18 protein-coding genes and 1 riboswitch are annotated in these 21,976 nt (G+C 69.6%); of the genes, 9 read left to right on the top strand and 9 right to left on the bottom strand.

Annotation, left to right across the window (positions count from 1 at the left end; all coding sequences use genetic code 11):
• The first annotated feature begins 145 nt into the window (after positions 1-145).
• Entirely contained in the window at positions 146-1,528 is a 1,383-nt protein-coding gene (locus IEW03_RS12665; protein ID WP_229737968.1) for a Gfo/Idh/MocA family protein, read from the top strand.
• Positions 1,529-2,137: 609 nt separating this feature from the next.
• Here IEW03_RS12665 and IEW03_RS12670 read toward each other — a convergent pair.
• The 4 genes from IEW03_RS12670 to IEW03_RS12685 form a co-directional block, all read right to left on the bottom strand.
• Positions 2,138-4,339 (bottom strand): Z1 domain-containing protein, encoded by a 2,202-nt coding sequence (locus IEW03_RS12670; RefSeq protein WP_188524056.1) that lies wholly within the window; start codon positions 4,337-4,339, stop codon positions 2,138-2,140.
• A complete protein-coding gene (locus IEW03_RS12675; protein ID WP_188524057.1) occupies positions 4,336-5,883 on the bottom strand; it encodes an ATP-binding protein in 1,548 nt (515 codons plus the stop codon). Before IEW03_RS12675 ends, IEW03_RS12670 begins: the two co-directional genes overlap by 4 nt.
• 161 nt (positions 5,884-6,044) lie before the next feature.
• Positions 6,045-6,488 carry a very short patch repair endonuclease gene (locus IEW03_RS12680; RefSeq protein WP_229737969.1) on the bottom strand — a complete coding sequence of 148 codons (444 nt, stop codon included), beginning with the start codon at positions 6,486-6,488 and terminating at the stop codon, positions 6,045-6,047.
• Between the two features lie 163 nt (positions 6,489-6,651).
• The gene (locus tag IEW03_RS12685) at positions 6,652-8,085 is read right to left on the bottom strand and encodes a hypothetical protein (RefSeq protein WP_188524058.1); all 1,434 of its coding nucleotides are present in this window, start codon (positions 8,083-8,085) and stop codon (positions 6,652-6,654) included.
• 144 nt (positions 8,086-8,229) lie between these two features.
• On the opposite strand from IEW03_RS12685, the gene dcm reads away from it, so the two are divergent.
• Positions 8,230-9,798 (top strand): DNA (cytosine-5-)-methyltransferase, encoded by a 1,569-nt coding sequence (gene dcm, locus IEW03_RS12690; RefSeq protein WP_188524059.1) that lies wholly within the window; start codon positions 8,230-8,232, stop codon positions 9,796-9,798.
• A 363-nt stretch (positions 9,799-10,161) separates the two neighbouring features.
• Positions 10,162-10,920, top strand: a complete 759-nt coding sequence (locus tag IEW03_RS12695; protein WP_188524060.1) for an HNH endonuclease — start codon at positions 10,162-10,164, stop codon at positions 10,918-10,920.
• A 195-nt stretch (positions 10,921-11,115) separates the two neighbouring features.
• On the opposite strand, the gene IEW03_RS12700 is transcribed toward IEW03_RS12695, so the two are convergent.
• Complete coding sequence (locus IEW03_RS12700) at positions 11,116-12,249, bottom strand: FAD-dependent oxidoreductase (protein WP_188524061.1); 1,134 nt, start codon at positions 12,247-12,249, stop codon at positions 11,116-11,118.
• A 79-nt stretch (positions 12,250-12,328) separates the two neighbouring features.
• Positions 12,329-13,081 carry a hypothetical protein gene (locus IEW03_RS12705; protein WP_188524062.1) on the bottom strand — a complete coding sequence of 251 codons (753 nt, stop codon included), beginning with the start codon at positions 13,079-13,081 and terminating at the stop codon, positions 12,329-12,331.
• Between the two features lie 69 nt (positions 13,082-13,150).
• Positions 13,151-13,267: riboswitch (SAM riboswitch) on the bottom strand.
• 177 nt (positions 13,268-13,444) lie between these two features.
• Between IEW03_RS12705 and IEW03_RS12710 the strand changes: the two genes are divergently transcribed.
• From IEW03_RS12710 to IEW03_RS12725, 4 genes are all read left to right on the top strand, one after another.
• Positions 13,445-14,962: a cellulose-binding domain-containing protein gene (locus tag IEW03_RS12710; RefSeq protein ID WP_188524063.1), complete on the top strand. Its 1,518-nt coding sequence runs from the start codon at positions 13,445-13,447 to the stop codon at positions 14,960-14,962.
• A 111-nt stretch (positions 14,963-15,073) separates the two neighbouring features.
• Entirely contained in the window at positions 15,074-16,792 is a 1,719-nt protein-coding gene (locus IEW03_RS12715) for a BCCT family transporter (protein ID WP_229737970.1), read from the top strand.
• Positions 16,793-16,864: 72 nt separating this feature from the next.
• Positions 16,865-17,230 (top strand): DUF2255 family protein, encoded by a 366-nt coding sequence (locus IEW03_RS12720; protein ID WP_188524064.1) that lies wholly within the window; start codon positions 16,865-16,867, stop codon positions 17,228-17,230.
• Between the two features lie 80 nt (positions 17,231-17,310).
• The gene (locus tag IEW03_RS12725) at positions 17,311-17,739 is read left to right on the top strand and encodes an Hsp20/alpha crystallin family protein (RefSeq protein ID WP_188524065.1); all 429 of its coding nucleotides are present in this window, start codon (positions 17,311-17,313) and stop codon (positions 17,737-17,739) included.
• Positions 17,740-17,817: 78 nt separating this feature from the next.
• Here the strand turns inward: IEW03_RS12725 and IEW03_RS12730 are convergent, their stop codons facing one another.
• Both IEW03_RS12730 and IEW03_RS20430 read right to left on the bottom strand, forming a co-directional pair.
• Positions 17,818-18,147 carry a HepT-like ribonuclease domain-containing protein gene (locus tag IEW03_RS12730; protein ID WP_229737971.1) on the bottom strand — a complete coding sequence of 110 codons (330 nt, stop codon included), beginning with the start codon at positions 18,145-18,147 and terminating at the stop codon, positions 17,818-17,820.
• Entirely contained in the window at positions 18,144-18,689 is a 546-nt protein-coding gene (locus tag IEW03_RS20430) for a nucleotidyltransferase family protein (RefSeq protein WP_229737972.1), read from the bottom strand. Before IEW03_RS20430 ends, IEW03_RS12730 begins: the two co-directional genes overlap by 4 nt.
• A 96-nt stretch (positions 18,690-18,785) precedes the next feature.
• On the opposite strand from IEW03_RS20430, the gene IEW03_RS12740 reads away from it, so the two are divergent.
• A complete protein-coding gene (locus IEW03_RS12740) occupies positions 18,786-19,997 on the top strand; it encodes an NAD(P)/FAD-dependent oxidoreductase (RefSeq protein ID WP_188524066.1) in 1,212 nt (403 codons plus the stop codon).
• Position 19,998: 1 nt separating this feature from the next.
• On the opposite strand, the gene IEW03_RS12745 is transcribed toward IEW03_RS12740, so the two are convergent.
• Positions 19,999-21,078: an AraC family transcriptional regulator gene (locus IEW03_RS12745; RefSeq protein ID WP_188524067.1), complete on the bottom strand. Its 1,080-nt coding sequence runs from the start codon at positions 21,076-21,078 to the stop codon at positions 19,999-20,001.
• 93 nt (positions 21,079-21,171) lie between these two features.
• Between IEW03_RS12745 and IEW03_RS12750 the strand changes: the two genes are divergently transcribed.
• On the top strand, positions 21,172-21,957 hold the full coding sequence (locus IEW03_RS12750; protein ID WP_188524068.1) for a class I SAM-dependent methyltransferase: 786 nt from the start codon (positions 21,172-21,174) through the stop codon (positions 21,955-21,957).
• Positions 21,958-21,976: the final 19 nt, after the last annotated feature.

Consider the following 21,976-nt stretch of genomic DNA (forward strand, 5'->3'; position numbering starts at 1 on the left):
CACCGTCCTCTCTACTGAACACGTTCGATCAGTACTGCTTGATATTCCGCAATGGAGCGCAATTTCAATCACAGGAGCGATCTGAATGACCCTTCCGAGCAGGTACCAACCGTCCCGGCGCGACATGCTGCGGACCGGAGTCGCCATGAGCGCGGCAGCAGGCCTGGGCGCCGTCGGCGCGGACATGGCGACGGCCGCCGAACCACCGCGGGTCAAGGGCCGCGAGCGCACCATGACCGACACCCCGTTCGAGGGCTTCGACGAGGTGCGCATCGGCCTCATCGGCCTCGGCAACCGCGGGGGCGGCCAGGACGTCCGCTGGGGAGCGGTCGGCAAGGTCACCGCGGTCTGCGACATCCGGGCCGACCGCGTCGAGCGCACCACCCAGCGGATCATGGCGCAGGGCTTCCAGGACACCCCGCCCGTCGGCTACTCCGGCGGGGAGGAGGACTTCCTCGCCATGATCCGGCGGGACGACATCGACATCGTCTACATCGCCACGCCCTGGGAGTGGCACTACCCGATGGCGAAGGCGGCCATGGAGCACGGCAAGCACGTCGCCTGCGAGCTGCCGATCGCGCCGCACCTGGACGAGATCTGGGACCTCGTGCGCACGTCGGAACGGACGCGCAAGCACTGCATGCTGCTGGAGAACGTCAACTACTTCCGGCCCGAGCTGCAGATGTTCAACATGGTCAAGGCCGGGCTGTTCGGCGAGCTCCAGCACGCCTCCGGCGGGTACGTGCACGACCTTCGGTGGCCGTACATGTTCGGCGGCGCGTACTACCCGGAACACTGGCGTCGGCGCTGGCACACCAAGATGAACTCCTCCCACTACCCGATGCACGGGCTCGGCCCCGTGTCCGCGTCGATGGGCATCAACCGCGGCGACCGGTTCGCCGAGCTGATCTCCGTCTCTCCCCCGCCCATGGGGCTCGCCCTGTTCCGCGAGGAGGACCCCCGGGTGGGGCCGGACCACTCGTCATGGGACGACGACCCCTACATCTCGGGCGACCGCAACACGAGCCTCATCCGCACCCAGAACGGCCTGATGATCCGGGTCGAGCACGACGTGACCTCGCCGCACCCCTACACCCGGGAGACGACCATCACCGGGACCCGCGGCTCGATCGAGCTCGACAACGCCCGCGTCTACCTCGAGTCCCTCGGCCACGACAACCACAGCTGGCGCACCGGGGCGGCCTACGACGCCATCCGCGCGGAGCACGACCACTGGCTGTGGCCCGCGCTCGAGGAGCTGGCCGGCCAGTACGGCGGCCACGGGGGCGGGGACTTCGTCGCCATCTTCCGCGTGGCCCAGCTGATGCGGCTGGGGATGACGCCGGACATCGACGTCTACGACTCGGCGGCGTGGTGCTCGGTGGTCCCGCTCAGCCACGCGTCGCTGTCGGGCCGGACGATGAAGCCCGTCAAGGTGCCCGACTTCACCCGCGGGCACTGGCAGGACGCCCGCGGCACGTTCGACCGGCCGCGGCCCGACGATCCCTGGCTGGACGGCGGAGCCTGACGCGGCGGGGCGCGAGCGTCTCTGTCCGTCAGGATTCGACGGCTGATTCCTGACGGACAGAGACGCTCGCGTGGCCGCGCCTGTCACGTGTCGTTCCTCGGCGAAGCGACCGTCACGACACACCGCACACGCGCCACTACACGGCTGCGTGTCAACGGGATCCAGCTCGCGCTGCTCGCCGACCGGGCCGGGTGAAATCGCCTAGCAGGTGGGACCGCGCTTCGTGATCCGTTGCGCTCACGCGGCTGCTCTGGTGAGCTCACGTCGTGGATTCGGTCGTCGAAGCGGAGCTGCGCAAGCAGATCATGGCGTGGGTGGGCGAGCGGGCCGAGGCCAACGGCGGCTTCCTTTACCGCGACGAGCTGCTGGAATTCCACCTGGGAGGTCAGAAGCTGCCGGTCATCGACTACTCGCGTGGCATCCGCAACCCCGCCACGTTCAACTCGACCCTGTCGATCGTGAGCGCCGCCGACGGCCCCTACTGCTCCTCGACCTCCACGTCGCGCACATCTGCACCTTCCTGTCGGGCACGATCCCTGATCGGGGGGCACATCGAATGCAGCACGGTTCCAGCCGCAACGCGCATGTTGAAATGCGTGACCATGACGGTCAATCCGCCTGAAGAATCACACGTTCACCAAGTCTCTTCGGGACGTGAATTGCCAGCGCGGTTGCACGCGAACGCGCCCGATGGCCCGCTTCGATGGCGAGCTCGTGAATCTCCACGGTCACGGCGTCGTCGGCCCAGAAGGCACGGTCGCCCGGGTAGACACTGCCGTCGGCCGGGTTGGCACCTTGCATCAGGTTGCCGACCACGAGCGACTCGACATCGTCGATGGCGTCCAGGTCCCAGGCAACATCCTCCAGCACCTCCCGCGAGAGCGCGGAGGGGCCACGATCTCGTGTGGCACCTCCGTCCATGAAGACGAGGTCGACGGGTATCTCGTCATCGATGGTGCCAAGGGCCAGGACGATCGCGTAGAGCCGATCCTTCTCGTCGGCGGTGATGCGCCAATCGACGATGAACTCCACGAGGTTCGCCCAAGTCGTGCGGACGGTCAGGTTCCGGCTGGCCGCACGCTGGTCCCGTTTGTCTGGGACTGCAGCCGCGCGGAGCCCGTCGAGGTGCGAGCGACCCGTCGACTTCGGACCGGTCGGATCCCCGTAGACGTGGGTCTGCGTGAGCGCCCAGCCGGAAAGATCGATGCTGTCAACGTCCAGTCGGACGACCTCCCGCCGCGTGGGGTTCAGGGTGGAATCGAGCAAGATCGATCTCCGCCAACTCGAAAGTTCCTCACCGTTCACGTCCAGGTCGGCGAGCGCGCAACGCATCGCGTCCTCATGCTTGACGTACATCTTGAAGACATCGGCCGTGTCAGGGTTCATCCAGGCTCGCAGCAGGTCAAGATACGACCGCTTATAACCGAAGAAGCGACCACGCTGCTGGACAGTGTCAGCGTTGCGGACACCAGGCCCGCGCGGCATGTAGGTGACCGCAAGGTTCTCCACAGTGAAGCCGCGATCCAACTTGTTTCCACCGATGACAACCCACCCGGGTGCTTGAGTCCACTCGCTCGACGTGATCTCGTTTCCCTGACGGCTGTTGACCGTGCGAACCATGACGGCCTGAAGGTACCCGCCATCGCCGAGCAGGTCGAGGAGAGAGTCGAGTGTGACGATCTCTTCGTGGACAACATTCCCGCCGGTCTTCGCCAGGTCCTCATAGGCGTTGCCGAAGATCTCGTCGACGAGCTGCTGCCTGAGGACGGGATCCCCGTCGGTGAGCGAGGTGTTGAACCGGTCCACGATGCCGTGTGTCCACACCTCGTACGCACGATGCAGATCGGTCCCCGACGAGGGGTGGATGAGCATTGTCAACGGGAGCGGGTTGTTTCGAAGCTGCGCGACGACCATCGCCAGCAGGAAGGTCGCAACAGCAAGTTTCAGGGACTCGGGCGGGCTGATCGACTGGTCATCGAGCGCGTCATCGTCGATCTCGCGGACGAACTCTTCGAGCCGCTCTTCGAAGAGAGTCGACCCACCGACGTACCCGGCACCCGCCTGCAGCACGCTCACCGTACGGGGGGAGAGCGTGTCTTCCAGGGCGATCAGAAGTGGTGCCTGCGGGGTCGCGGTATAGAGCACATAGGAGTGGTTGGATGCGGTCTCTCGCAAGAGCCGGATCGAACGATAGGTGGAACTCTCGTCTTCTTGCTTCCGGGCGACGTTAAGACCGGCCTGGTCCGCTTCGTCGTCGATGAAGAGGACCGGCGCCCCGGGGTTCTGGGCAAGCACGGTCGTCAGGACGTTCCGCGCGCGGCGCAAGGCCGCGTGGTTCTTGAGCACCACAGCAACGGTCGTCACACGAGTGGCGGGCGACTTGGCGCTTCTCCACTGCTGGATCCGAGCCTGGACATTGTGTGCGTCTGAGGGCTGGAGGTCGTTGACGGGGTGCCAGCTGGGCAGCCGTCCGTTCCCATTCATCGCAAGATCACGGACAAGACGCTCGTAGGTCTGGTCGCGCAGGTTCGTCTTGGTGCCCGCGAGGACCACGACGAGCGGGTATCCGTTGTCGTGTGCGGCAGCGATGAGCCCGGTGAACGACAGCGTCTTGCCACTTTGGACCGCGCCGACGACGAGTTCTGCGGACGCCCCATCATCGTCCCAGCGAGGTGCACGGCATCGCCCGAGGATGCGTAGCGTTTCCCTCTCGAGACGGCTCTGCTCATCGGCAGCGAGGCCCGAACGGACGAGCAGGGCCCGAAGTTTTCCGCCTGGTGACGGCGTCCAGAGGTCGGCTTGGGTGGTCATGCTGCTGCCTTCTTCGCGAGGGGGCCGGTGAGGATGCGGTTAAGCTCGGCGATAAGGTACCGAGGTTCCTTCGCACCGCTGCGCTCGGCCTTGATCTGGGCCAGGGCGATCGCTACGGCAAGTCGCAGAACGGGTTCGAGGTCCATGCCCGGCAGGTACGCGAATGACTGAGTGAAGCTATGAGCCCGGTTGACGGTAACCTTCCAGGCCGCGACGCCATCCTCCTGGAGAACGCGGATCCAATGATTGGAGTCCGCCGGGTTGTCGATGACGCTGATCGTTAGGCACTCACCGAGAACATCCCATTCCGTGTCATCGAGGATGACGGACTCCTCGACTGGAGGTGAAGCCGGGACCGCGTTGATCGCTGCGTCCTCGTCTTCCGGATCCTCGACCTCCGGGATTGGCTGGGTAACCGCCTGAACAACCTGCCCGACAATGTCGCGCACGGTGGTCTGGATGGCGCGGCCACGCTCGGTCGTGCGGTGGTTGCGGGCCATCTTCAGCAGCGGGAGCGGTTCGGCGTCGAGAGCCTGACCGAGTTTTTCGAGGAACTCATCCTCTTCGTCGCCGTCCCAGACGAGGGAGTCCTTGGTGTGTGCCACCTCCATCGCTGAGACGTCGAGTTCGCCGACGAGTCGCTGAGACTCGAACGAGTTGCCCCGGCCGAAGACCTTCGCAGGCTTGTACCCGTCGGAGTCGCGTGCCACACCACCGGCACCCTGGACGACCTTGTCACGATAGAGCAGGGCGAATCCTGCACCGGCGGTGTCACCCTTGGAGAAGAGTCCGGCCCAGCCGGTGATCGTCCGTCCAGAGTCAAGGGTGACAGCGACCTCCTTACGCCACTCCTCGGGCTGACCGTCAGTGCTGGTCCACCTGGGTGCCACAAGGAAGGTCGGGTGTTCATACGTAAGCTTGCGACCGCCGACGATGATCTCGACGCGTGGGTCAGCGATGAAACGTCGATAGATCGACGAAAGGTAATCGCGGATCTTGCCGAGCGTGCGGCCGGTCGGTGCGAGGTGGTTGAGGTCGGTGAGGACGAGCGTGGTGCCATGCTCCTCCGGACGGGCCGGGGTCGTCGTGACGGCGATGTAATCCGACTTGGCCTCGACGATCTTCGGGATGTCGAACGTGACCGCGCGACGCACGTCCTCTCCGAGGGCTGTCGTTGTGACCACGAAGTGCTTGGCGTACCAACTGGCAGCGCTTTTCATACCGATGCCGAACTGGGAGAGTCCCGACGAGTCGGCAGGCGGCGCCGCGGGTGTGAACGCGCGGCTGATGTCCTCGGTGTAGATTCCAGCGGCATTGTCCGTCACCGTGATGCGATCGCCGGCACGATCGATCTCGATGTCGATGTTGAGCCGCGCGACGCCGCCACCGACCTCGCCTAGCCGGCCCTCGTGTGTGCGCCACGACTGCAGCGAGTTGTCGACGAACTCCCCGACGGCATACCACGCCTTGTAGTTCATCGAAGGGAAGAGCGCGAGCATGCCTACCCCGGGACGCACTTCGACGTTGTCGACCTGCTGATTCATCCGACTCCTTCCTTCCACGCGAAGGCTAGTTGGACCCTCCGACACCAGCGGCCCAGAACCCGGTGGCGGGCGGGTGAAATGTAACTCGAATGTGTGTGCGACCGTGGCAGGGGTGAGCGGCGGAGTGGAGGGAGATACGCGAAACACCCTTCGGATGCGGCTCAGCGGACCGCGGCCTCGACGCGGCCTGCTGCCTCATCAACGGGCTCATGCTCCCAAACCCTTACAACCACCCAGTCCATCGCCGCGAGGAGGCGGTCGGTGTCACGGTCACGCGCCTGGTTTGCGCCAAGTTTCGTGGCCCACCATTCGTTGTTCGCACGGGGCGTGGTGCCATGGTCAGGACAGCCGTGCCAGAAGCAGCCATCGACGAAGACCGCGACTCTCTGGCGCGTAAACGCAATGTCGATCGTACGTCGCCGCTGACCGGGGACCGGGAAGGCGACACGGTAGCGCAGCCCACGTGCATGGAGCTGGCGTCTGAGTCCGATCTCAGCCTCGGTATCCCGACGTTTCGCCGCACTCATCCGCTTCGACATCATCGGCGATGACGATCCGGGGTGTGCAGGCACGCGCTGCGGCACGGGTGGGTCGACGACGCTCACCGGTCCATCATGCCCTCAAAGGCGACGAGCAGCGTCGTCGCAGCGAAGCCGCTCTGCCGTTCGACGACCACGAGATCCGGGCGCTCGACGGACATCATCTGCTGTACCCGGTGACAGCGCCTGCTATCTCACGCGCAGCGGCGCCGCCGACACGTCCTCAACTTCAGAGGTCGGCACCTCGGCGCGCGCCAAGCCACGTGTGCGACGCGACCTGCCACGGCCTGGCCCTCGCAGGTCGACCCGAAAACTTGTCGTTCCGAGCCCGCCGCGCGGTGCCGGCCCCCCAGTCAGGCTGCCCCTTCTGCGCTAGCCACCCTGCCGCGATTCCGGCGTCGAGATCCGCGGTGTCCTCGATCCAGATCGCACGGAGCTCGATCGGGCTCCAAACAGCCTTGCGGGCACGGGACCTGCCCGTGCTCGCCACGTACCTCCTCAGCGCGCGCCCGTCGGATTCGCTGAAGGCCTTGTGCCAAGCCCGGAAGTCACCACTGGAGTCAAGGCCTGCCAGCCCGTCGACGATGATGAACCCGAGCCCTTGCTCCTCTACACAAGCGCGGACCGCCTTGGCGTCGTTGAGCCACATCTCTGAGCTGGATCGCTTGGACGGCGCGGTTCCGTCCCACGGGTGCTCACGGGTCAATGCTGTGTGAGCCTTCGCGTCCCAGACGCGGGTCGGGGAGGCATAGTCGAAGATGGTGCTGCCGTATCGAACGCGCGGACCACCGACGATCGGAGTCGGGTACCGGCTGTTGAGCACGTCTCGCAGACGCTCCTCGAAGTAGAACCCGAACCACTCCATCTGCCGCCACTGGGTCGATCCGGCCTCGCGCATCCATCGGATGCAGTCGACGCCGTCCCAGTGGTCCGGGAGCTCGTCAGCCAACGCCCCGACCAGTGCCGTGCCCTCTTCAGCGGCCGTCGCCCAACCTGCCGACGAGACATGGGCCGCACGCTCCGCACCGGCGAGCAGGAGGTTTAGCCCGTCGCGCGTGATCGACGCGCCTGTGGATCCCGCGCCGTCCAGCCACGGGACGCCGAACTCCTCGCAGAGAGCAGCGGCAAGCTCGTGCTTCGTCCGCTTCCGATCGAGCAGGTGCGGGGCGAGGCGGCGCGAAACGTCGCGGAGCGTCCAGGTGTGCTCCTTGCCCCCAGGACCGAGCGCGTCGTGCGGAACACCGGCGATGTCGCACAAGCGGTTCACGGCCGACTGCTTATCGGGCGCCGGGCTGAACGCGGGGAATGCCAGCAAGACCTCGGCGACCGAAGTGCTCGAGACGGACTGCTCCCGCGAGAGTCGGATGATGCTCGCAGACGCGGCACGGAGCAGGTTATTCATCCCGATCAACGTCACCTGCAGGCCTTCGTAGTCGACGCCATCGACCCAACCAGTTCCGAGCGAGTCCGCGATCTGCGCCCCGAGAACGGCGTTCACTGCAGCCAGGTCTACGTCGAGCCCGAGACTCTGCGCGAGCGCCACGAGCGAGCGCTTCGGCCCCCGCGTACCGGCGTCGGGCGCCGCAGCGAGCGCAAACATCCTGGCGCTGGCCTCGGGAATCGTCCGCGCCGGGTTGAAGTTCTCGGTAGTGACGTTGGACACCCAGCCACCCAAGCAGACACCTCCGACAGCGGAGCCCGTGGGACGATCAGAGGTCGAAGCGACACCTCGTCGCCGGTACTTGCGCTCCCGCTCCGGATGCGGTTAGCTGTACACACGTTCGAACCTCGGCCTTCTGGAGCCCCCGTGAGCACACCTGACGCACCGGCCTTCAAGTACGTCGACCTCTTCGCCGGGATCGGCGGCTTCCACGCGGTGCTCGACGCCATGGGTGGCGAATGCGTCTACGCGGTCGAGATCGACCCCGCCGCGCAGGCGGTCTACGAGGCGAACTGGGGCTCTCGACCACTGGGCAGGAACGCCAATGGCGACATCACGCTCGACACTGCGAGCCCGGACACGGCGGTGCCGGAACACGACGTGCTCGTGGCGGGCTTCCCGTGCCAGCCGTTCAGCAAGTCCGGCAAGCAGCAGGGCATGGACGAGACCCGCGGCACGCTGTTCTTCAACATCATGGAGATCGTGCGGCACCGTCGACCAGCGGTTGTCCTCCTGGAGAACGTCCGCAACCTCGCTGGACCACGACACACCCACGAGTGGCACGTGATCATTCAGCGGCTGCGCGACGCCGGCTATCGGGTCAGCCACAAGGCCGACATTCTCTCCCCCGCGTCGTTCGCCCCCGAGTTCGGAGGGCACCCGCAGACACGCGACCGGGTCTTCATCGCCGCAACGCGTGTGGAACCGTTGGAAATAAGCGAGGAGTACCGGCGCCTCGCGAAGGAAGGCAGGCTCGACCTCCCCGATCCGCTCGCCCCGTACGACGAGCCCTTGCCCGTCGGGAACCTACGAATGACGGACGAGTGGGACCTCGTGAAGCACCTCCCGCTGGACATCACCATCACTGACGACGGCTCGGTCTCGGAAGCGGAGTGGACGTGGATCGAGCACTGGGACGCGTGGGTCCAGCAGACTCGCCAGATGCTCGCATCCGAGGCGGACCGTGCCGGCGCCAAGGCCAAGGACCTGCCGGGGTTCCCCATCTGGGCCCACGTATGGACGACCGATCAGAACGAGCGTGATACCGCACTGGCGGACGCGGCGGGCATGGCGTGGAAGGTCAGTCACCTTCGGAAGAACTACGAGTTGTTCGACCGTCTTCGCGCGTATGACTCCAAGTGGCTCGGTACATGGCTGGGAAGGACCCGACAGTTCCCCGAATCGAGGCAGAAGTTCGAGTGGCAGGCGCAGGACGCCCCCTCGATCCTCCAGTGCGTCATCTCGTTTCGGCCGTCTGGGCTGAGGGTCAAGCGACTTACCCACCTGCCAGCATTGGTCGCCATCTCGCAGACTCCGATCATCGGACCACTTCGTCGCCGGCTCTCCATCAAGGAGGGCGCGCTGCTCCAAGGCCTCCCCGAGGGGTTCAAGTGGCCACAGAAGGACGCTGCAACCTGGAAGCAGCTCGGGAACGGCGTCAACACCGGCGTCGTCGCTCGCGCACTGTGGGCACAGGTGACGCGTGACCTCGACCTCCTACAGTTCGACCGGCGAGGGCAGTCGATCCATGACGCAGTCACCAAGACGCTCGCGCAGGACGGCAACCTGGAGTTGTCGATTCAGGCCGCTTGGGAACGCTCGCAGGCAAGCCTCGCTAAGCGGCCCGAAACGGAGGATGCCTCCGCGGTAGCGGAGGATCGCGCCGGCTCTTCGCTCTTCGCAGTTCCGGCGATGCCGGCTACTGCGACTCTCTGACCGAACGACAAAGGGCATTGTTCACGTGGTAGGGCGGTAGAACTCTCGAGGTTGGTGATCATGCGGACCACGCTTGGTAGTTCTGTCAGGGTCCGCGGTAGCAGGCGACGAGGTCAGGAACGTGACTTCATTACGGTCCCTCACCGGTTTAATTTGACTCTTAGGATCTCCACCGGCGAGGAACGCGCCGCGGTCGCCCACCCGCCCGTCGGAAGCGACTGCAGCCTGTACGCCCTCGCCCCTTCATCCGGACGAAGAGCTTCTGACCTGCTTCGGTCGACTCGGACCCGCTGATCAGGAAATATGGCCGATATGGCAAGAGCACCGAGAGGTACCGGCATCCGCGAGCCCGAGCGGACCCTGATGTCTGCCATCTCCGACGCGTTGGACATCGACCACTTTACGTGCGCCAAGGGCGCGAGCGTGGAACGATCGTTTCTCGAAGCGGTCGCCGGTGGACTTGGGTTCGATGGAGGCAGACGCCGCTTCCGCAACAAAGGCTTACTGCTGTCCGCAATAATCCAGAAGTCCACGGGCCGCCCGCCAGCGAAGGTCGCACTCAAAGGTGGGACTGTTACCGACGAGGCGCTGGAGAACGTCCTGAAAGGCATCCAGGCCAATGGCCTGGCGAAAGTCTCGCTCACGAGGGGCGCTGCAGCCGGCCGCATCGCCACGACCCTGTACGAGCAGGACGGCGCCCCGGGCGTGTTCGACCCGCTCGATCTGTCGGACGTACGCAAGTGGTCGTTGCGCGAGGTCGTGGTGCGCGGCGGCCAGGCATCGTTCCGCGACCGCGCCCTGAGGGCCTACGGCGGCACGTGTTCGATCACCGGTTGTTCCGTTCCCGAGGTGCTCGACGCTGCACACATCCGCCCCTACAAGGGAACGCGATCGAACGTCGCTTCGAACGGAATCCTTCTGAGGGTGGATCTGCACCGACTTTGGGACCGGGGCCTGATGGCAGTACATGAATCAACCCTTGAGGTCCTGTTCGCGCCGAAGCTCGTGCACACGGAGTATGGGGCGACGTGGGGCGGAACGAAGATGCGGCTCCCGATTGAGGCGTCGAAGCAGCCGTCCACGCTCGCTCTCGAGCAGCAGCGCACATGGGCTGGGCTGTAGCCCAGCGCGCGAACATCGTGGGGCGTCACGGCACTCGATTGTCTCGATCATCTACATGAGTTGACATTCGTGGCGGTGCGCAAGAAAGAGCGCGGCGCACGACCAGACCTGGGACGTAGGTCCATGCGACAGGGAGCGGCTGCCTGTGTGGTGGCCAACCGGACACGCGACTTTGGGAGACAAGCGGCGACTACTTCAATTGTCGTTGAGGTGCCGGACGATCCGGTTCACGGCGTCCCGCCCGGCACGGTTCGCGCCGATCGTGGAGGCGGACGGCCCGTAGCCGATCAGGTGCACGCGAGGCTCGCCGTCCACCTGGGTGCCGTCCATGCGGATGCCGCCACCTGCCCCGCGCAGACCCAGCGGCCGCAGGTGGTCCAGGGCGGCGCGGAAACCGGTGTTCCAGAAGATGACGTCCACGGGCACCAGCCCGCCGTCGGGCATGACGACACCCTCGGACGCGATGCGCGCGAACATGGGCCGGCGGTCGAGCACACCACGCGCCGCGGCGGCACGGAGCGACGGCGTGCGGATCAGGCCGGTCACGGACACGACGCTCAGCGGCGGCAGCCCGTCGCGCACGCGGTCGGCGACCATCGCGACGGCCCGCGACCCGTCCTCGGGGTCGAAGGAGTCCCGCCACACGGGCTCGCGCCGCGTGAACCAGAAGGTCTGCGCCACGTGCGACACCTCCTCCAGCAGCTGCACGGCGGAGATCCCGCCGCCGACGACGGCGACGCGCTGCCCGGCGAAGTCCTCCGCGCGGACGTAGTCGGCGGTGTGCAGCTGGCGGCCGCGGAACGTCTCCTGCCCCGGGTACGCGGGCCAGAACGGCTTGGACCACGTGCCCGTCGCGTTGATGACCGCCCGCGCGGTGATCACGCCCGAGCTCCCCCGGCCCTCCCAGCGGACCAGCAGGTCTCCGTGGCCGCCGTCGCCCCCGTCGCCGAGCTCGTCGTCCGCCTTCTCGACCCGGCGCACCCGCACCGGCCGCACGACGGCGAGCCCCAGCTCGTCCTCGTAGTCGCCGAAGTAGGCGGGCAGCACGTCGACGCTCGCGGCCTCGGGCTCGACGTCGGGCTGCTCGATGCCGGGCAGGTCGTGGATCCCGTTGATCGTGCTCATCCGCAGCGAGCGCCACCGGTGCCGCCACGCGCCTCCCGGCCCGTCCTCCGCGTCGAGGACCAGGTACGTGCGCGCCCCGCCCGCCGGATCACCCGCCGGCACGAACCCGCGCCGCCGCAGGTGGTAGCCGGCGGACAGCCCCGCCTGCCCCGCGCCGATCACCACGACGTCCGCGGCCTGCGGCACTGCCTCGGTCGACGTCATGTCCCGGTGAACGTCGTCGACGTGACCAGGCTTCCAGGTCGCCGTGTGGGCACGGGGCAGCGCGGTCAGGCGACCCGGCTCACCGGACGGCCTCGCCGGCCGCGCGCGCCGCGCGGAACACCCGGGCCTCGCGGGCCTGCCGGACCTCGGGCCCGGGCTGCTGCGCGTCGTCCGACGCGAAGAGCTCGGCCACGAACCGCTCGAACCACTCCTCCGACCGCGGCCGCAGCGGCACCCGGGCGCTCGCGTGGTTCGCCAGGATGCCCGCCCGCAGCGACGCGCAGTACGCGCCGTGGTCGTGACCGACCAGCCGGTCCCAGTCCTCGTGCGTCACGTACGCCAGGTCCTCGTGGAACGTCAGCACCTCGCCCCGGGTGCCGAACACGGGCGCGACGGCGGCGACGTCGAGCGCGACGGGGGGCGCACCCCGGCGGACGACGTCCGCGAACAGCGGCGCGAGCCGGCGCGACCGCACGGGGGCGGCGTCCTCGTCGTCGGGCCCGCCTGCCTCGTCGCCGGCACCGTGACGCCGGGTGGGGAGGGTCCGGGCGATGAGCGTCAGGGCGTCGACGACCCGCCGGCACCGCGGGCACGGCTCGGCGACGCCGGTCGTGACCCAGGCGCGCAACGGCTTCACCGCACGCCGGCAGGCGACGCACAGCACGGCCGGGACGACCGTGCAGCCCTCGGCCCGCCGCAGGCCGGACTGGTGCACCGGGTGCCTCCGGCAGACCACCGTGAAGGCGTCCTGCGCGACCAGCGCCTCGCAGGGGTCCTCCGGCCGCACCAGCTGGATGGTCGCGTCGCCCACGACATCGGTCGATGTGGACATCTCTCGTCCTCCGGGCTCGGGAGGCGACGGCGGTCCCCGCGCTCGCGGTGCGCTCCGGGGCCGACGACAACCTCGCGCTTCCCCAGGCCGGTCGGCCAGGGCGGGTCTTCCTCCTGGGGCACCGTGCGCGAGGGGCGCGGTTGCCGGACCGGCACGCGGAGGGCGTCTCGCCGGTCACTCTTGACCTGGGGAAACATCTACACGACGCGCGGCAGGCACGCAAGGGATTTCACCTGCTGCTCACGCGGCGTTCGGCCCCGGGCCTCGATCGTGTCGGTCGCACGAGGTGGACTGGTCGCCGACAGCCGGGCCGCTGATCTGCAGTGACGCAGGACCCGGGCACTGCGCCCCAGGAGAGATCCCATGCACCGACCTCGAACCACGCGGCTCGTCACCGCGGTCGCCGCGGCGCTCGCGGTGCCGCTCGCCCTGGCGACGCCGGCGGCAGCGAGCCCCGGGCCCGCGCCGGGCGACGACGCTGCACCGCCCGCGGTGGCGAGCCTCCCGCTGGAGCAGAACGGCGGCACCTGGCCCACCAGCCACGTGCAGGGAGTCGCCGTCGACCAGGCGGGCGGCTTCGTCTACTACTCGTTCACGACGCTGCTGGCGAAGTACGACCTCGAGGGCAACCTCGTCGGCACGGTCGAAGGCTTCACGGGCCACCTGGGCGACCTGGACTTCAACGCCGAGGACGGGCGCGTCTACGGCTCGCTCGAGTACAAGGACGACGAGGCCTTCTACGTCGCGGTCGTCGACGTCGACGACGTGGACGAGGTGGGCATGGACGCCCAGGAGTCCGACGTCTTCTCCACCGTGTACCTGCCCGAGGTTCACGACGACTACGCCGCCGACATGGACGGCGACGGGAAGTTCGACGGCAACGTCGGGGACACGGCCGACCACCGGTACGGCAGCTCCGGCATCGACGGCGTGAGCTTCGGCCCGGCGTTCGGCAGGACGGGCGGCGAGCAGCGCCTCACGGTCGCGTACGGCATCTACGCCAACACGTCCCGCACGGACAACGACCACCAGGTGCTGCTGCAGTACGACGTCTCCGACTGGGCGCGCTACGAGCGTCCGCTCACCGAGGAGGACCCGCACCGCAGCGGCCCGGCCGAGGTGGACGGCAAGTACTTCGTCCGCACCGGCAACACCACGTACGGCGTGCAGAACCTCGCCTACGACGACGCGCAGCAGCGCTGGTTCCTGGGCGTGTACCGGGGCACCAAGCCGCAGTTCCCGAACTACCTGATGTTCGCGGTCGACGCCGCCACCCGACCCGTCGAGGGCGACCTGCTCGGCGTGCCCGGCCCGGGCGGCGAGGGCACCGAGCGCGGCCTGCTGCTCGCCCTGGCCGACGACGGCCTCGTCGACGAGGAGACCGGCATCCGCGGCTGGGAGCAGAAGGCCGACGTCGGCCTGCAGCCCCTGGGACACGGGTTCTTCTACCTCGCGACGAACTCCGGGAGCAGCGGCGCACAGACCGCCGACCTGCGGCTCGTGCGCTGGACCGGCGACGCCGAGGCGCCGTTCGCGCCCGCCACGGAGGCTGAGCTCGCGGGCACGTGCGCCGTCGACTACACCGTGCACGGCACCTGGCCGCGCGGGTTCACCTCCCAGGTGTGGGTCGAGAACACCGCCGCCACACCCGTCGACGGCTGGACCGCCGCCTGGCGGTTCGGCGCGGGCGAGTCGCTCAAGAACGTGTGGAGCGTCGAGGCCGAGCAGCACGGCGACGTCGTGCGCGCCGCCAACCTGGGCTGGAACGCCGCGCTCGCCCCCGGCGAGCGCACGACGTTCGGGTTCGTCGGGGACGCACCCTCCGGCACCGCCGCGCCGTCGCTGGTCACCCTGAACGGCTTCCCCTGCGCGACGGCCTGAACACCCTGGCCCGCACCCGGCCGCGTTCCTGGACTTCGACCTTCCGCGTCGTGAAGGTGGACGTGACCGCCGTGCCGGGGGGCCGGTGCGGGCAGCGACAAGGGGGTTGCGATGGCCGAGAAGCGTCTGGACGCGCTGGCGCGTCGACTGGGACTACGGACCGACCCGACGATCTTCTTCGTCTCCGCGGTGCTCATGGTGCTGTTCCTCGCCATGCTGCTGGTCTTCCCCGAGCAGATCGGCGGAGTGTTCGGCGACAGCCGGGAATGGATCGTCACCAACCTGGGCTGGTTCTTCATCCTGGGCGTGACGGTCTGGGTGCTGTTCCTGGCGTACGTGGCGCTGAGCCGGTTCGGGCACCTGCGCCTGGGCGACGACGACTCCCGCCCCGCGTACGGGAACCTGTCCTGGTTCGCGATGCTGTTCGCGGGCGGCATCGGCACGGTGCTGATGTTCTGGGGAGTGGCCGAGCCGATGTCGCACTTCGCCACACCGCCGCTCGACGGGGTGGACCCGTACTCGGCGGAGGCGGCGTCGGACGCCATGTCGATCTCGCTCTACCACCTGAGCCTGCACACGTGGGCGATCTTCACCCTTCCTGGACTGGCGTTCGGGTTCTTCGTGTACCGGTACAAGCTGCCGCTGCGGGTCAGCTCGGTCTTCTACCCGTTCCTCAAGGAGCGGATCTACGGCCCGGTCGGCAAGACGATCGACGTGTTCGCGGTGCTGGGCACGCTGTTCGGGCTCGCGGTCTCCCTCGGCCTCGGGACGTCGCAGATCGGCGCCGGCGTCAACGCGCTGCTGCCGTCGGTCGACAACAGCATGTGGCTCCAGGTCGGCATCATCACCGTGCTCACCGCAGTCGCGGTGTCCTCCATCGTCGCCGGCCTCGACAAGGGCGTGAAGCGGCTGTCGAACCTCAACATCCTCATGGCCGTCGGCCTCATGGTGTTCGTGCTCGTCTCCGGGGACACGCTGTTCCTCCTGCGCCAGATCCCGCAGTCCATCGGCGTCTACCTGCAGGACCTCGTCGGCCTGGCGCTGTGGAACGACGCCATGTCGCCGTTCACCAAGGAGGGCGGCTGGGGCTGGCAGGGTGGATGGACCGTCTTCTACTGGGCGTGGACCGTCACCTGGGCCCCGTTCATGGGAGTCTTCCTGGCCCGCATCTCGCAGGGCCGGACCATCCGCCAGTTCGTCGGCGGCGTGCTGCTCGCGCCCTCGCTCTTCACCGCCGTGTGGTTCGTCGTCTTCGGCTGGTCGGCGATGGAGCTCGACGGCATCGACGGCTCCGGTGGGGCCCTCTCGGAGGCCGTGTCCGACGACGTCGCGCTGGCGATGTTCACGTTCTTCGACAACTTCCCGGCCGCGACGCTGGTCTCCGGGATCGCCGTCGTCGTCGTGGCGCTGTTCTTCGCCACGTCGTCCGACTCCGCGTCGCTGGTGGTCGACATGCTCTGCACCGGCACCCCCGACGCCGGACCGGTGCGCCAGCGAGTCTTCTGGGGGGTCAGCGAGGGTGCGCTGGCAGCGTCGCTCATCATCCTCGGGGGGCTCACGGGGCAGGACGGGCTCGCCGCGCTGCAACAGGTGATCACCGTGATCGGGCTACCGATCTTCCTGCTCGTCTTCATCATGATGTTCAGCCTGGTCAAGGGCATGCACGCCGAACGCGGAGCCGCGCTCGAGGCCCAGTTCGCGGGCATCCTCGACAAGCGGGACGCCGGGCGAGGGCGGCCGAAGGTCGCCGGCCAGGGGCGCAGCCGCGGCTCCTCACCCGTGCCGGCTGCGGCAGGGGCGTCGGACGACCAGGACTCCTCCGAGCCCTGACCGTCGCTCGGCCGACGCCCCGACCTGCGCGCGACGATCCGCCCAGATCCGCTGCCGTCGTACGGTGGGCTCGTGGCAGAGGCCAGGATCCCGGCGGCGCTGTCGGGAGCGACCACGTGCCGGATCGTCACGCGCGGGCGCGTCAGCGGTGCGGAGCACGCCGTGACGGTCTGGTTCGCCCCCGTCGGCGACCGGCTGTACGTCGCGGTGCGTGGTGGGCTGCGCAGCGACTGGCTGCAGAACGCGCTGGCCCAGGAGCGGGTGCGCGTGGGCCGGCGCCACAGCGCATGGCCGGCCGGAGTCGCGCTCGTCACCGACCCGGCCGAGTGCCGGCGCGCCGTCGAGGCGTTCGCCGAGAAGTACGCCCAGCACTCCTCCGTGATCCGCGCCTGGCGCGCCGACGCTCCCACCTTCGCGCGGCTCGACCTCGCGGGCTGATCGCCGTCGGCGAACCCGGAAATTGAGCCGGGGTGGCTCAAGTTGTACCCGTCAGCAGCACCCACCCCGAGGAGGACAGCATGACCACCACCCTGACCCGCACCCCGTTCGCCGACGCCTGGCTCCGCGACCTGTGGACGCCCCGCTTCGCCGACGTCGCCCGCACCGAGGGCGTCAGCCCCGCCGCGGACGTGTACCGCGACGGCGAGGACCTCGTCGCCCGCCTCGACCTGCCGGGCGTGAACCCGGCCGAGGACGTCACCGTCGAGGTCGAGGGCCGCAAGCTCGTCGTGCGCGGCGAGCGCAAGGACCAGCGTTCGGAGGAGTCCGAGGGCCGCCGCATCTCGGAGGTCCGCTTCGGCTCCTTCCGTCGCGTCGTCGCCCTGCCGAAGGCCGTGGAGCCCGACGCCGTCACCGCGTCCTACGACGCGGGGATCCTGACGGTCACGGTCGCCGGCGTCTTCGCCGGCACCACGCCGCAGCGCATCGAGGTCACCACCGCGGCCTGACAGCACCGCAGCCTGGCCCTCCAGGCACGCACGACGGCGCCCGGTCATCCTGTGATGGCCGGGCGCCGTCGCGCGCACCTAGGGAGCGCGTTCCACCAGCTGTTCGAGGGCCGCTCGCAGAGCGCCGAGGTCGTTCTCGACAGTCGCGCGCACGATCTGAGCGTCGATCGTCGTGTACCCGTGGACGATGCGGTTGCGCGTCGCCCGGACCACTGGCCACGCGTCACCGAACGCTCGGTCGCGACCATCGGCGCTGAGCCGCGCCGCAGCATCGATCGCCGCAGCGAGCCTGAGGCAGACCGCGTCCACGGTGACCTGTGCCGACCATGAACCTTCCGCGACATGCCGCTCCAGCATCGCCAGGTGTTCCAGCGACTCCAGAGCAAGCTGATGGTCGGAGCGCCTCACAAGGTGATCGCACCGATCGACTCCCGCACCGCCGAGCGCAGCGATCGTTCGGGCACGATGTCGACCGGCCGGCCGAGCATCTGCTCGAGCTCGACCTCCAGCGCGCCCAGCGCGAAGTGCCCGACCCCGTCGTCGAGATCGACCAGCAGATCGACGTCGGATCCCGCGTCAGCGGTACCGGCAGCCACCGACCCGAAGACGCGCACGTGCCGCACGCCATGGCGACTCGCCGCCGCCACGATGTCATCCCGACGGCGGCGCAAGACGTCATCCAGGACCGACTGGCAGGCCGGCCGTACGCCCACGTTCGCCACATCAGGATCGCTCTCGAGCGCCCGGTGCAGGAGTCGCTTGACCTCGGGCTGACTCCGTCCGAGCGCCCCTGCGATACGCCGCTGGCTCCAGCCCAGGTCGTGCGCCTGTCGGGCCCCTCGTTCCAAAGTTGTCCGAGCCTCGTCCCGCAACGCCTCCGCGCGCTCCGCAAGGGAACCGAGGTAGTCCTCGAACGCGCGCTCGACAGCCGACACGTCGCCGTCATCCACCACACCACCTCCGATAGGTGATGCTATCAGCGGGCGTCACGTCTCCGCACCCGCTCTCGTCGTGGTGACAGAGAGACTGGGAACGAGGGAGGCACCATGCGTGAGAAGACCGAGGTTCTCGTCGTCGGCGGCGGGTACGCCGGCGTGATGGCGGCCAACCGCCTGACGAAGCGTGACGACGTGGCGGTGACGCTGGTGAACCCGCGGCCGACGTTCGTGGAGCGGATCCGCCTGCACCAGCGGGTGGCGGGCACGCACGACGCGGTCGTCGACTACCGGGATGTGCTGGCCCGCGGGGTCCGGCTGGTCGTGGACGCGGCGGAGCGGATCGACGCCCCCGCACGGACCGTGACGCTGGCGGGCGGCGGCAGCCTCGGCTACGACTACCTCGTCTACGCCGTCGGCAGCGGCAGCGCCGACCCGGGCGTCCCCGGGGCGGCGGAGCACGCCTACCCGATCGCGTCCCTGGAGGAGGCGGAGCGCCTCCGGCCCGTGCTCGAGGCCACCGGTCCCGGCGCCGCGGTGACCGTCGTGGGGGCGGGGCCGACGGGCATCGAGGCCGCGACCGAGCTGGCGGAGCAGGGGTACGCGGTGACGCTGGTCTGCGACGTGCTCGGCCCGTACCTGCACGCGAACGGCCGGCGCACGGTCGCCGCCCGCATGGCGCGGCTCGGGGTCACGGTCCTCGCCGGCCCGAACGCGACGGTGACGTCCGTGACGCCCGAGGCCGTGCGGCTCGCCGACGGCCGGGAGGTGCCGGGCGCCGTCACGATCTGGACCGCCGGCTTCGGCGTCCCCGACCTGGCAGCGCACAGCGGCCTCGCCACCGACCCGGTCGGCCGGCTCCGCACCGACGAGACGCTGACCAGCGTCGACGACGACCGCGTCGTCGCGGCGGGCGACTCGGCCGCGCCGTCGGACCTCCCGTTCCGGATGAGCTGCCAGGCCGCCGGCCAGCTGGGCGCCATCGCGGGCGACACCGTGCTCAGCCGCATCGCGGGCACCGAGCCCGCGCCCGTCGCCCTCGCGTTCGCCGGGCAGTGCATCAGCCTCGGGCGCGGGGCCGGGATGTTCGAGTTCTCCCGCCGGGACGACGTGCCCGTCGGCGTCCACCTCGGCGGCCGCGCGGGCTCGCGGCTGGGCGCGGGGGTCAAGGAGCTCGTCTGCCGGAGCACCGTCCTGATGCTCCGCTGGGAGGCGCGCCGGCCCGGCCTGGTGCGGTTCCCGGCCTTCGTCACCGACCCGCGCCGCCGCGAGGTGCTGCGGCAGCGCTCGGTGCCGGCGCCGGCCGGCGCCGCCTCGGCCTGACCTACCCCGGCCCGCCCGAGCCGCCGGAAGGTCGCACGTCGCCGCCGCCCGACCGCGACCACGTCTCACGACGCCACCGCACCGGGGTCACCCCGTACCGCTCCCGGAAGCGCCGCGCCAGGTATCCGGCGTCGCGGTGACCGGTGCGCTGCGCGACGGCGGCCAGCGGCAGGTCGGTCTCCGCCAGCAGCCGCCGGGCCTCCGTCATGCGCCGCTCGGTGAGCCACTCCTGCAGGGTGCGGCCCGTGCGCTCGCGCACCAGCGTGCTCAGGTGGCCGGTCGTGTACCCGAGGTCGTGCGCGACGTCCCGCGGCGAGACCGGCTCGCGGAAGCGCGCCTCCACCACGGCGAACACGCGCGCCACCAGCGGGTCCGCCACCGGGCCGGCCGACGACGCGTCGGACGACGCCCCCTCCGTCGACGCGGCACGCAGCCGCGCCAGCTCCACCAGCATGCGGGTGAGCAGCGCCGACGCCGCGGCCGACGCCCCGACCCGTTCCGGCGCGGCCGTCTCGGCGGCCAGGTCGGCGAACCAGGCCGACCAGCGCGCCCGGTCGGCGGGCGGCACCGCGAGCCCGCGCGGGTGGCCGCCCGGCTCGGCGGCGAACGGGGCCGCCAGGGGGTGCCCGGCCCACGCCATCGGTGGCACGTCCGCGAGCGCCGGCACGGCGTCGGGCATGAAGAAGACGCTCCACGCCCGCGCGTGCGCGAGCGTCGTGACGTCGCCCGCGCCGAGCACCTGCCCGGGCCCGACGGCGAACAGGTCGCCGTCGCGCAGCTCGTGCTGCCCGTCCCCGAGGCGGACCGTGCCGCCGCCCTGCTCCACGAGGACGAGGACGAGGAAGTCGTGGACGTGCCGGTGGCCGTCGGGCAGCGGGTCGTGCTCCGGCCCGTCGAAGCGGAGCACGGTGATCGGCGGCGCTCCCGGTCGCGGGTCGTAGCGGTAGACGGGCGTGCCGTCGGCGCGCACGGTGCGCAGGCGCGTCGCGCGCGGGCGGTGCCCCGGCCCCACACCGCGCGTGCCCACGTCCCCGTGCCCGCCCGCGGGGGCGGCCGCCGGGGTGTCCGAAGAATGTCGCATCCCCGCCTACTTTCGTCCGCTCCGGCCCCGCCCGCCCGCCGCAGGATGGGCAGCGGCCGGAGATCCCGGCCCTCACGCAGAAGGGTGCCGGACATGACCGCACACCGCTCGCACGACGCCGCACCGAACGGCGTGCGGATGCTCGACGACGTCCACCCGGGCGAGCAGGGCAAGGCGTTCCTGCCCGGCATGGGCAAGGCCTGGCTCATGCCGCTGTACGACCCGATGACGCGCGCGCTGGGCGTGCGCCGCCTGCACCGTCGCACGGTCGAGGCTGCGGGCGTCTCCCCCGGGCAGCGCGTCCTGGACGTCGGGACCGGCACCGGCAGCCTCGCCTTCGCCGTGCTGCGCGCCGTCCCGGACGCCGTCGTCACCGGGCTCGACCCGGACGCGGGCGCGCTGCGCACCGCCGCCCGCAAGGCCCGGCGCCGGCGGTACGCCCGCACCGCCGACCTCACGCTCGTGCGCGGGTACGCCGACCGGCTGCCGCTGCCGGACGCGAGCCTCGACCACGTCGTGTCGTCGCTCGCCCTGCACCACGTGCCGATGGCGGAGAAGGAGTCCATGGCGGCCGAGCTGATGCGGGTGCTGCGGCCCGGCGGGTGGGTGACGATCGCCGACTTCGGTGGGCACGGGCAGGGCCACGGCGGAGGCACGGGCCACGGGCACGGTCACGACGCGCACGCCCAGGGCCATCGGCACGGTCACGACGCCGACGGCCACGGTCACGACGCGCCCGCCGGCGGCTACCGCGACGACGCGGCGGACGACGGGATCCCGCGCCTGCTGGCGGCCGCCGGGATGGTCGACGCGCGCGAGGTGGGACGCACGACGCTGCTGGGCGGCACGGTGCTGCTGGTGCGCGCCCGGCGACCCTGAACCGGACCTGAACCGGCCG

Source organism: Isoptericola cucumis, assembly GCF_014635665.1.
GTDB lineage: Bacteria > Actinomycetota > Actinomycetes > Actinomycetales > Cellulomonadaceae > Isoptericola > Isoptericola cucumis.

What these genes read in the sequence shown, in the direction of transcription:
- IEW03_RS12715 (WP_229737970.1), top strand. Translation starts at nt 15,074, where the DNA reads ATGGCCGAGAAGCGTCTGGACGCGCTGGCGCGTCGACTGGGACTACGG.
- IEW03_RS12710 (WP_188524063.1), top strand. Translation starts at nt 13,445, where the DNA reads ATGCACCGACCTCGAACCACGCGGCTCGTCACCGCGGTCGCCGCGGCG.
- IEW03_RS12725 (WP_188524065.1), top strand. Translation starts at nt 17,311, where the DNA reads ATGACCACCACCCTGACCCGCACCCCGTTCGCCGACGCCTGGCTCCGC.
- IEW03_RS12700 (WP_188524061.1), bottom strand. Translation starts at nt 12,249, where the DNA reads ATGACGTCGACCGAGGCAGTGCCGCAGGCCGCGGACGTCGTGGTGATC.
- IEW03_RS12670 (WP_188524056.1), bottom strand. Translation starts at nt 4,339, where the DNA reads ATGACCACCCAAGCCGACCTCTGGACGCCGTCACCAGGCGGAAAACTT.
- IEW03_RS12740 (WP_188524066.1), top strand. Translation starts at nt 18,786, where the DNA reads ATGCGTGAGAAGACCGAGGTTCTCGTCGTCGGCGGCGGGTACGCCGGC.
- IEW03_RS12695 (WP_188524060.1), top strand. Translation starts at nt 10,162, where the DNA reads ATGTCTGCCATCTCCGACGCGTTGGACATCGACCACTTTACGTGCGCC.
- IEW03_RS12675 (WP_188524057.1), bottom strand. Translation starts at nt 5,883, where the DNA reads ATGAATCAGCAGGTCGACAACGTCGAAGTGCGTCCCGGGGTAGGCATG.
- IEW03_RS12745 (WP_188524067.1), bottom strand. Translation starts at nt 21,078, where the DNA reads ATGCGACATTCTTCGGACACCCCGGCGGCCGCCCCCGCGGGCGGGCAC.
- IEW03_RS12750 (WP_188524068.1), top strand. Translation starts at nt 21,172, where the DNA reads ATGACCGCACACCGCTCGCACGACGCCGCACCGAACGGCGTGCGGATG.
- IEW03_RS12705 (WP_188524062.1), bottom strand. Translation starts at nt 13,081, where the DNA reads ATGTCCACATCGACCGATGTCGTGGGCGACGCGACCATCCAGCTGGTG.
- IEW03_RS12665 (WP_229737968.1), top strand. Translation starts at nt 146, where the DNA reads ATGAGCGCGGCAGCAGGCCTGGGCGCCGTCGGCGCGGACATGGCGACG.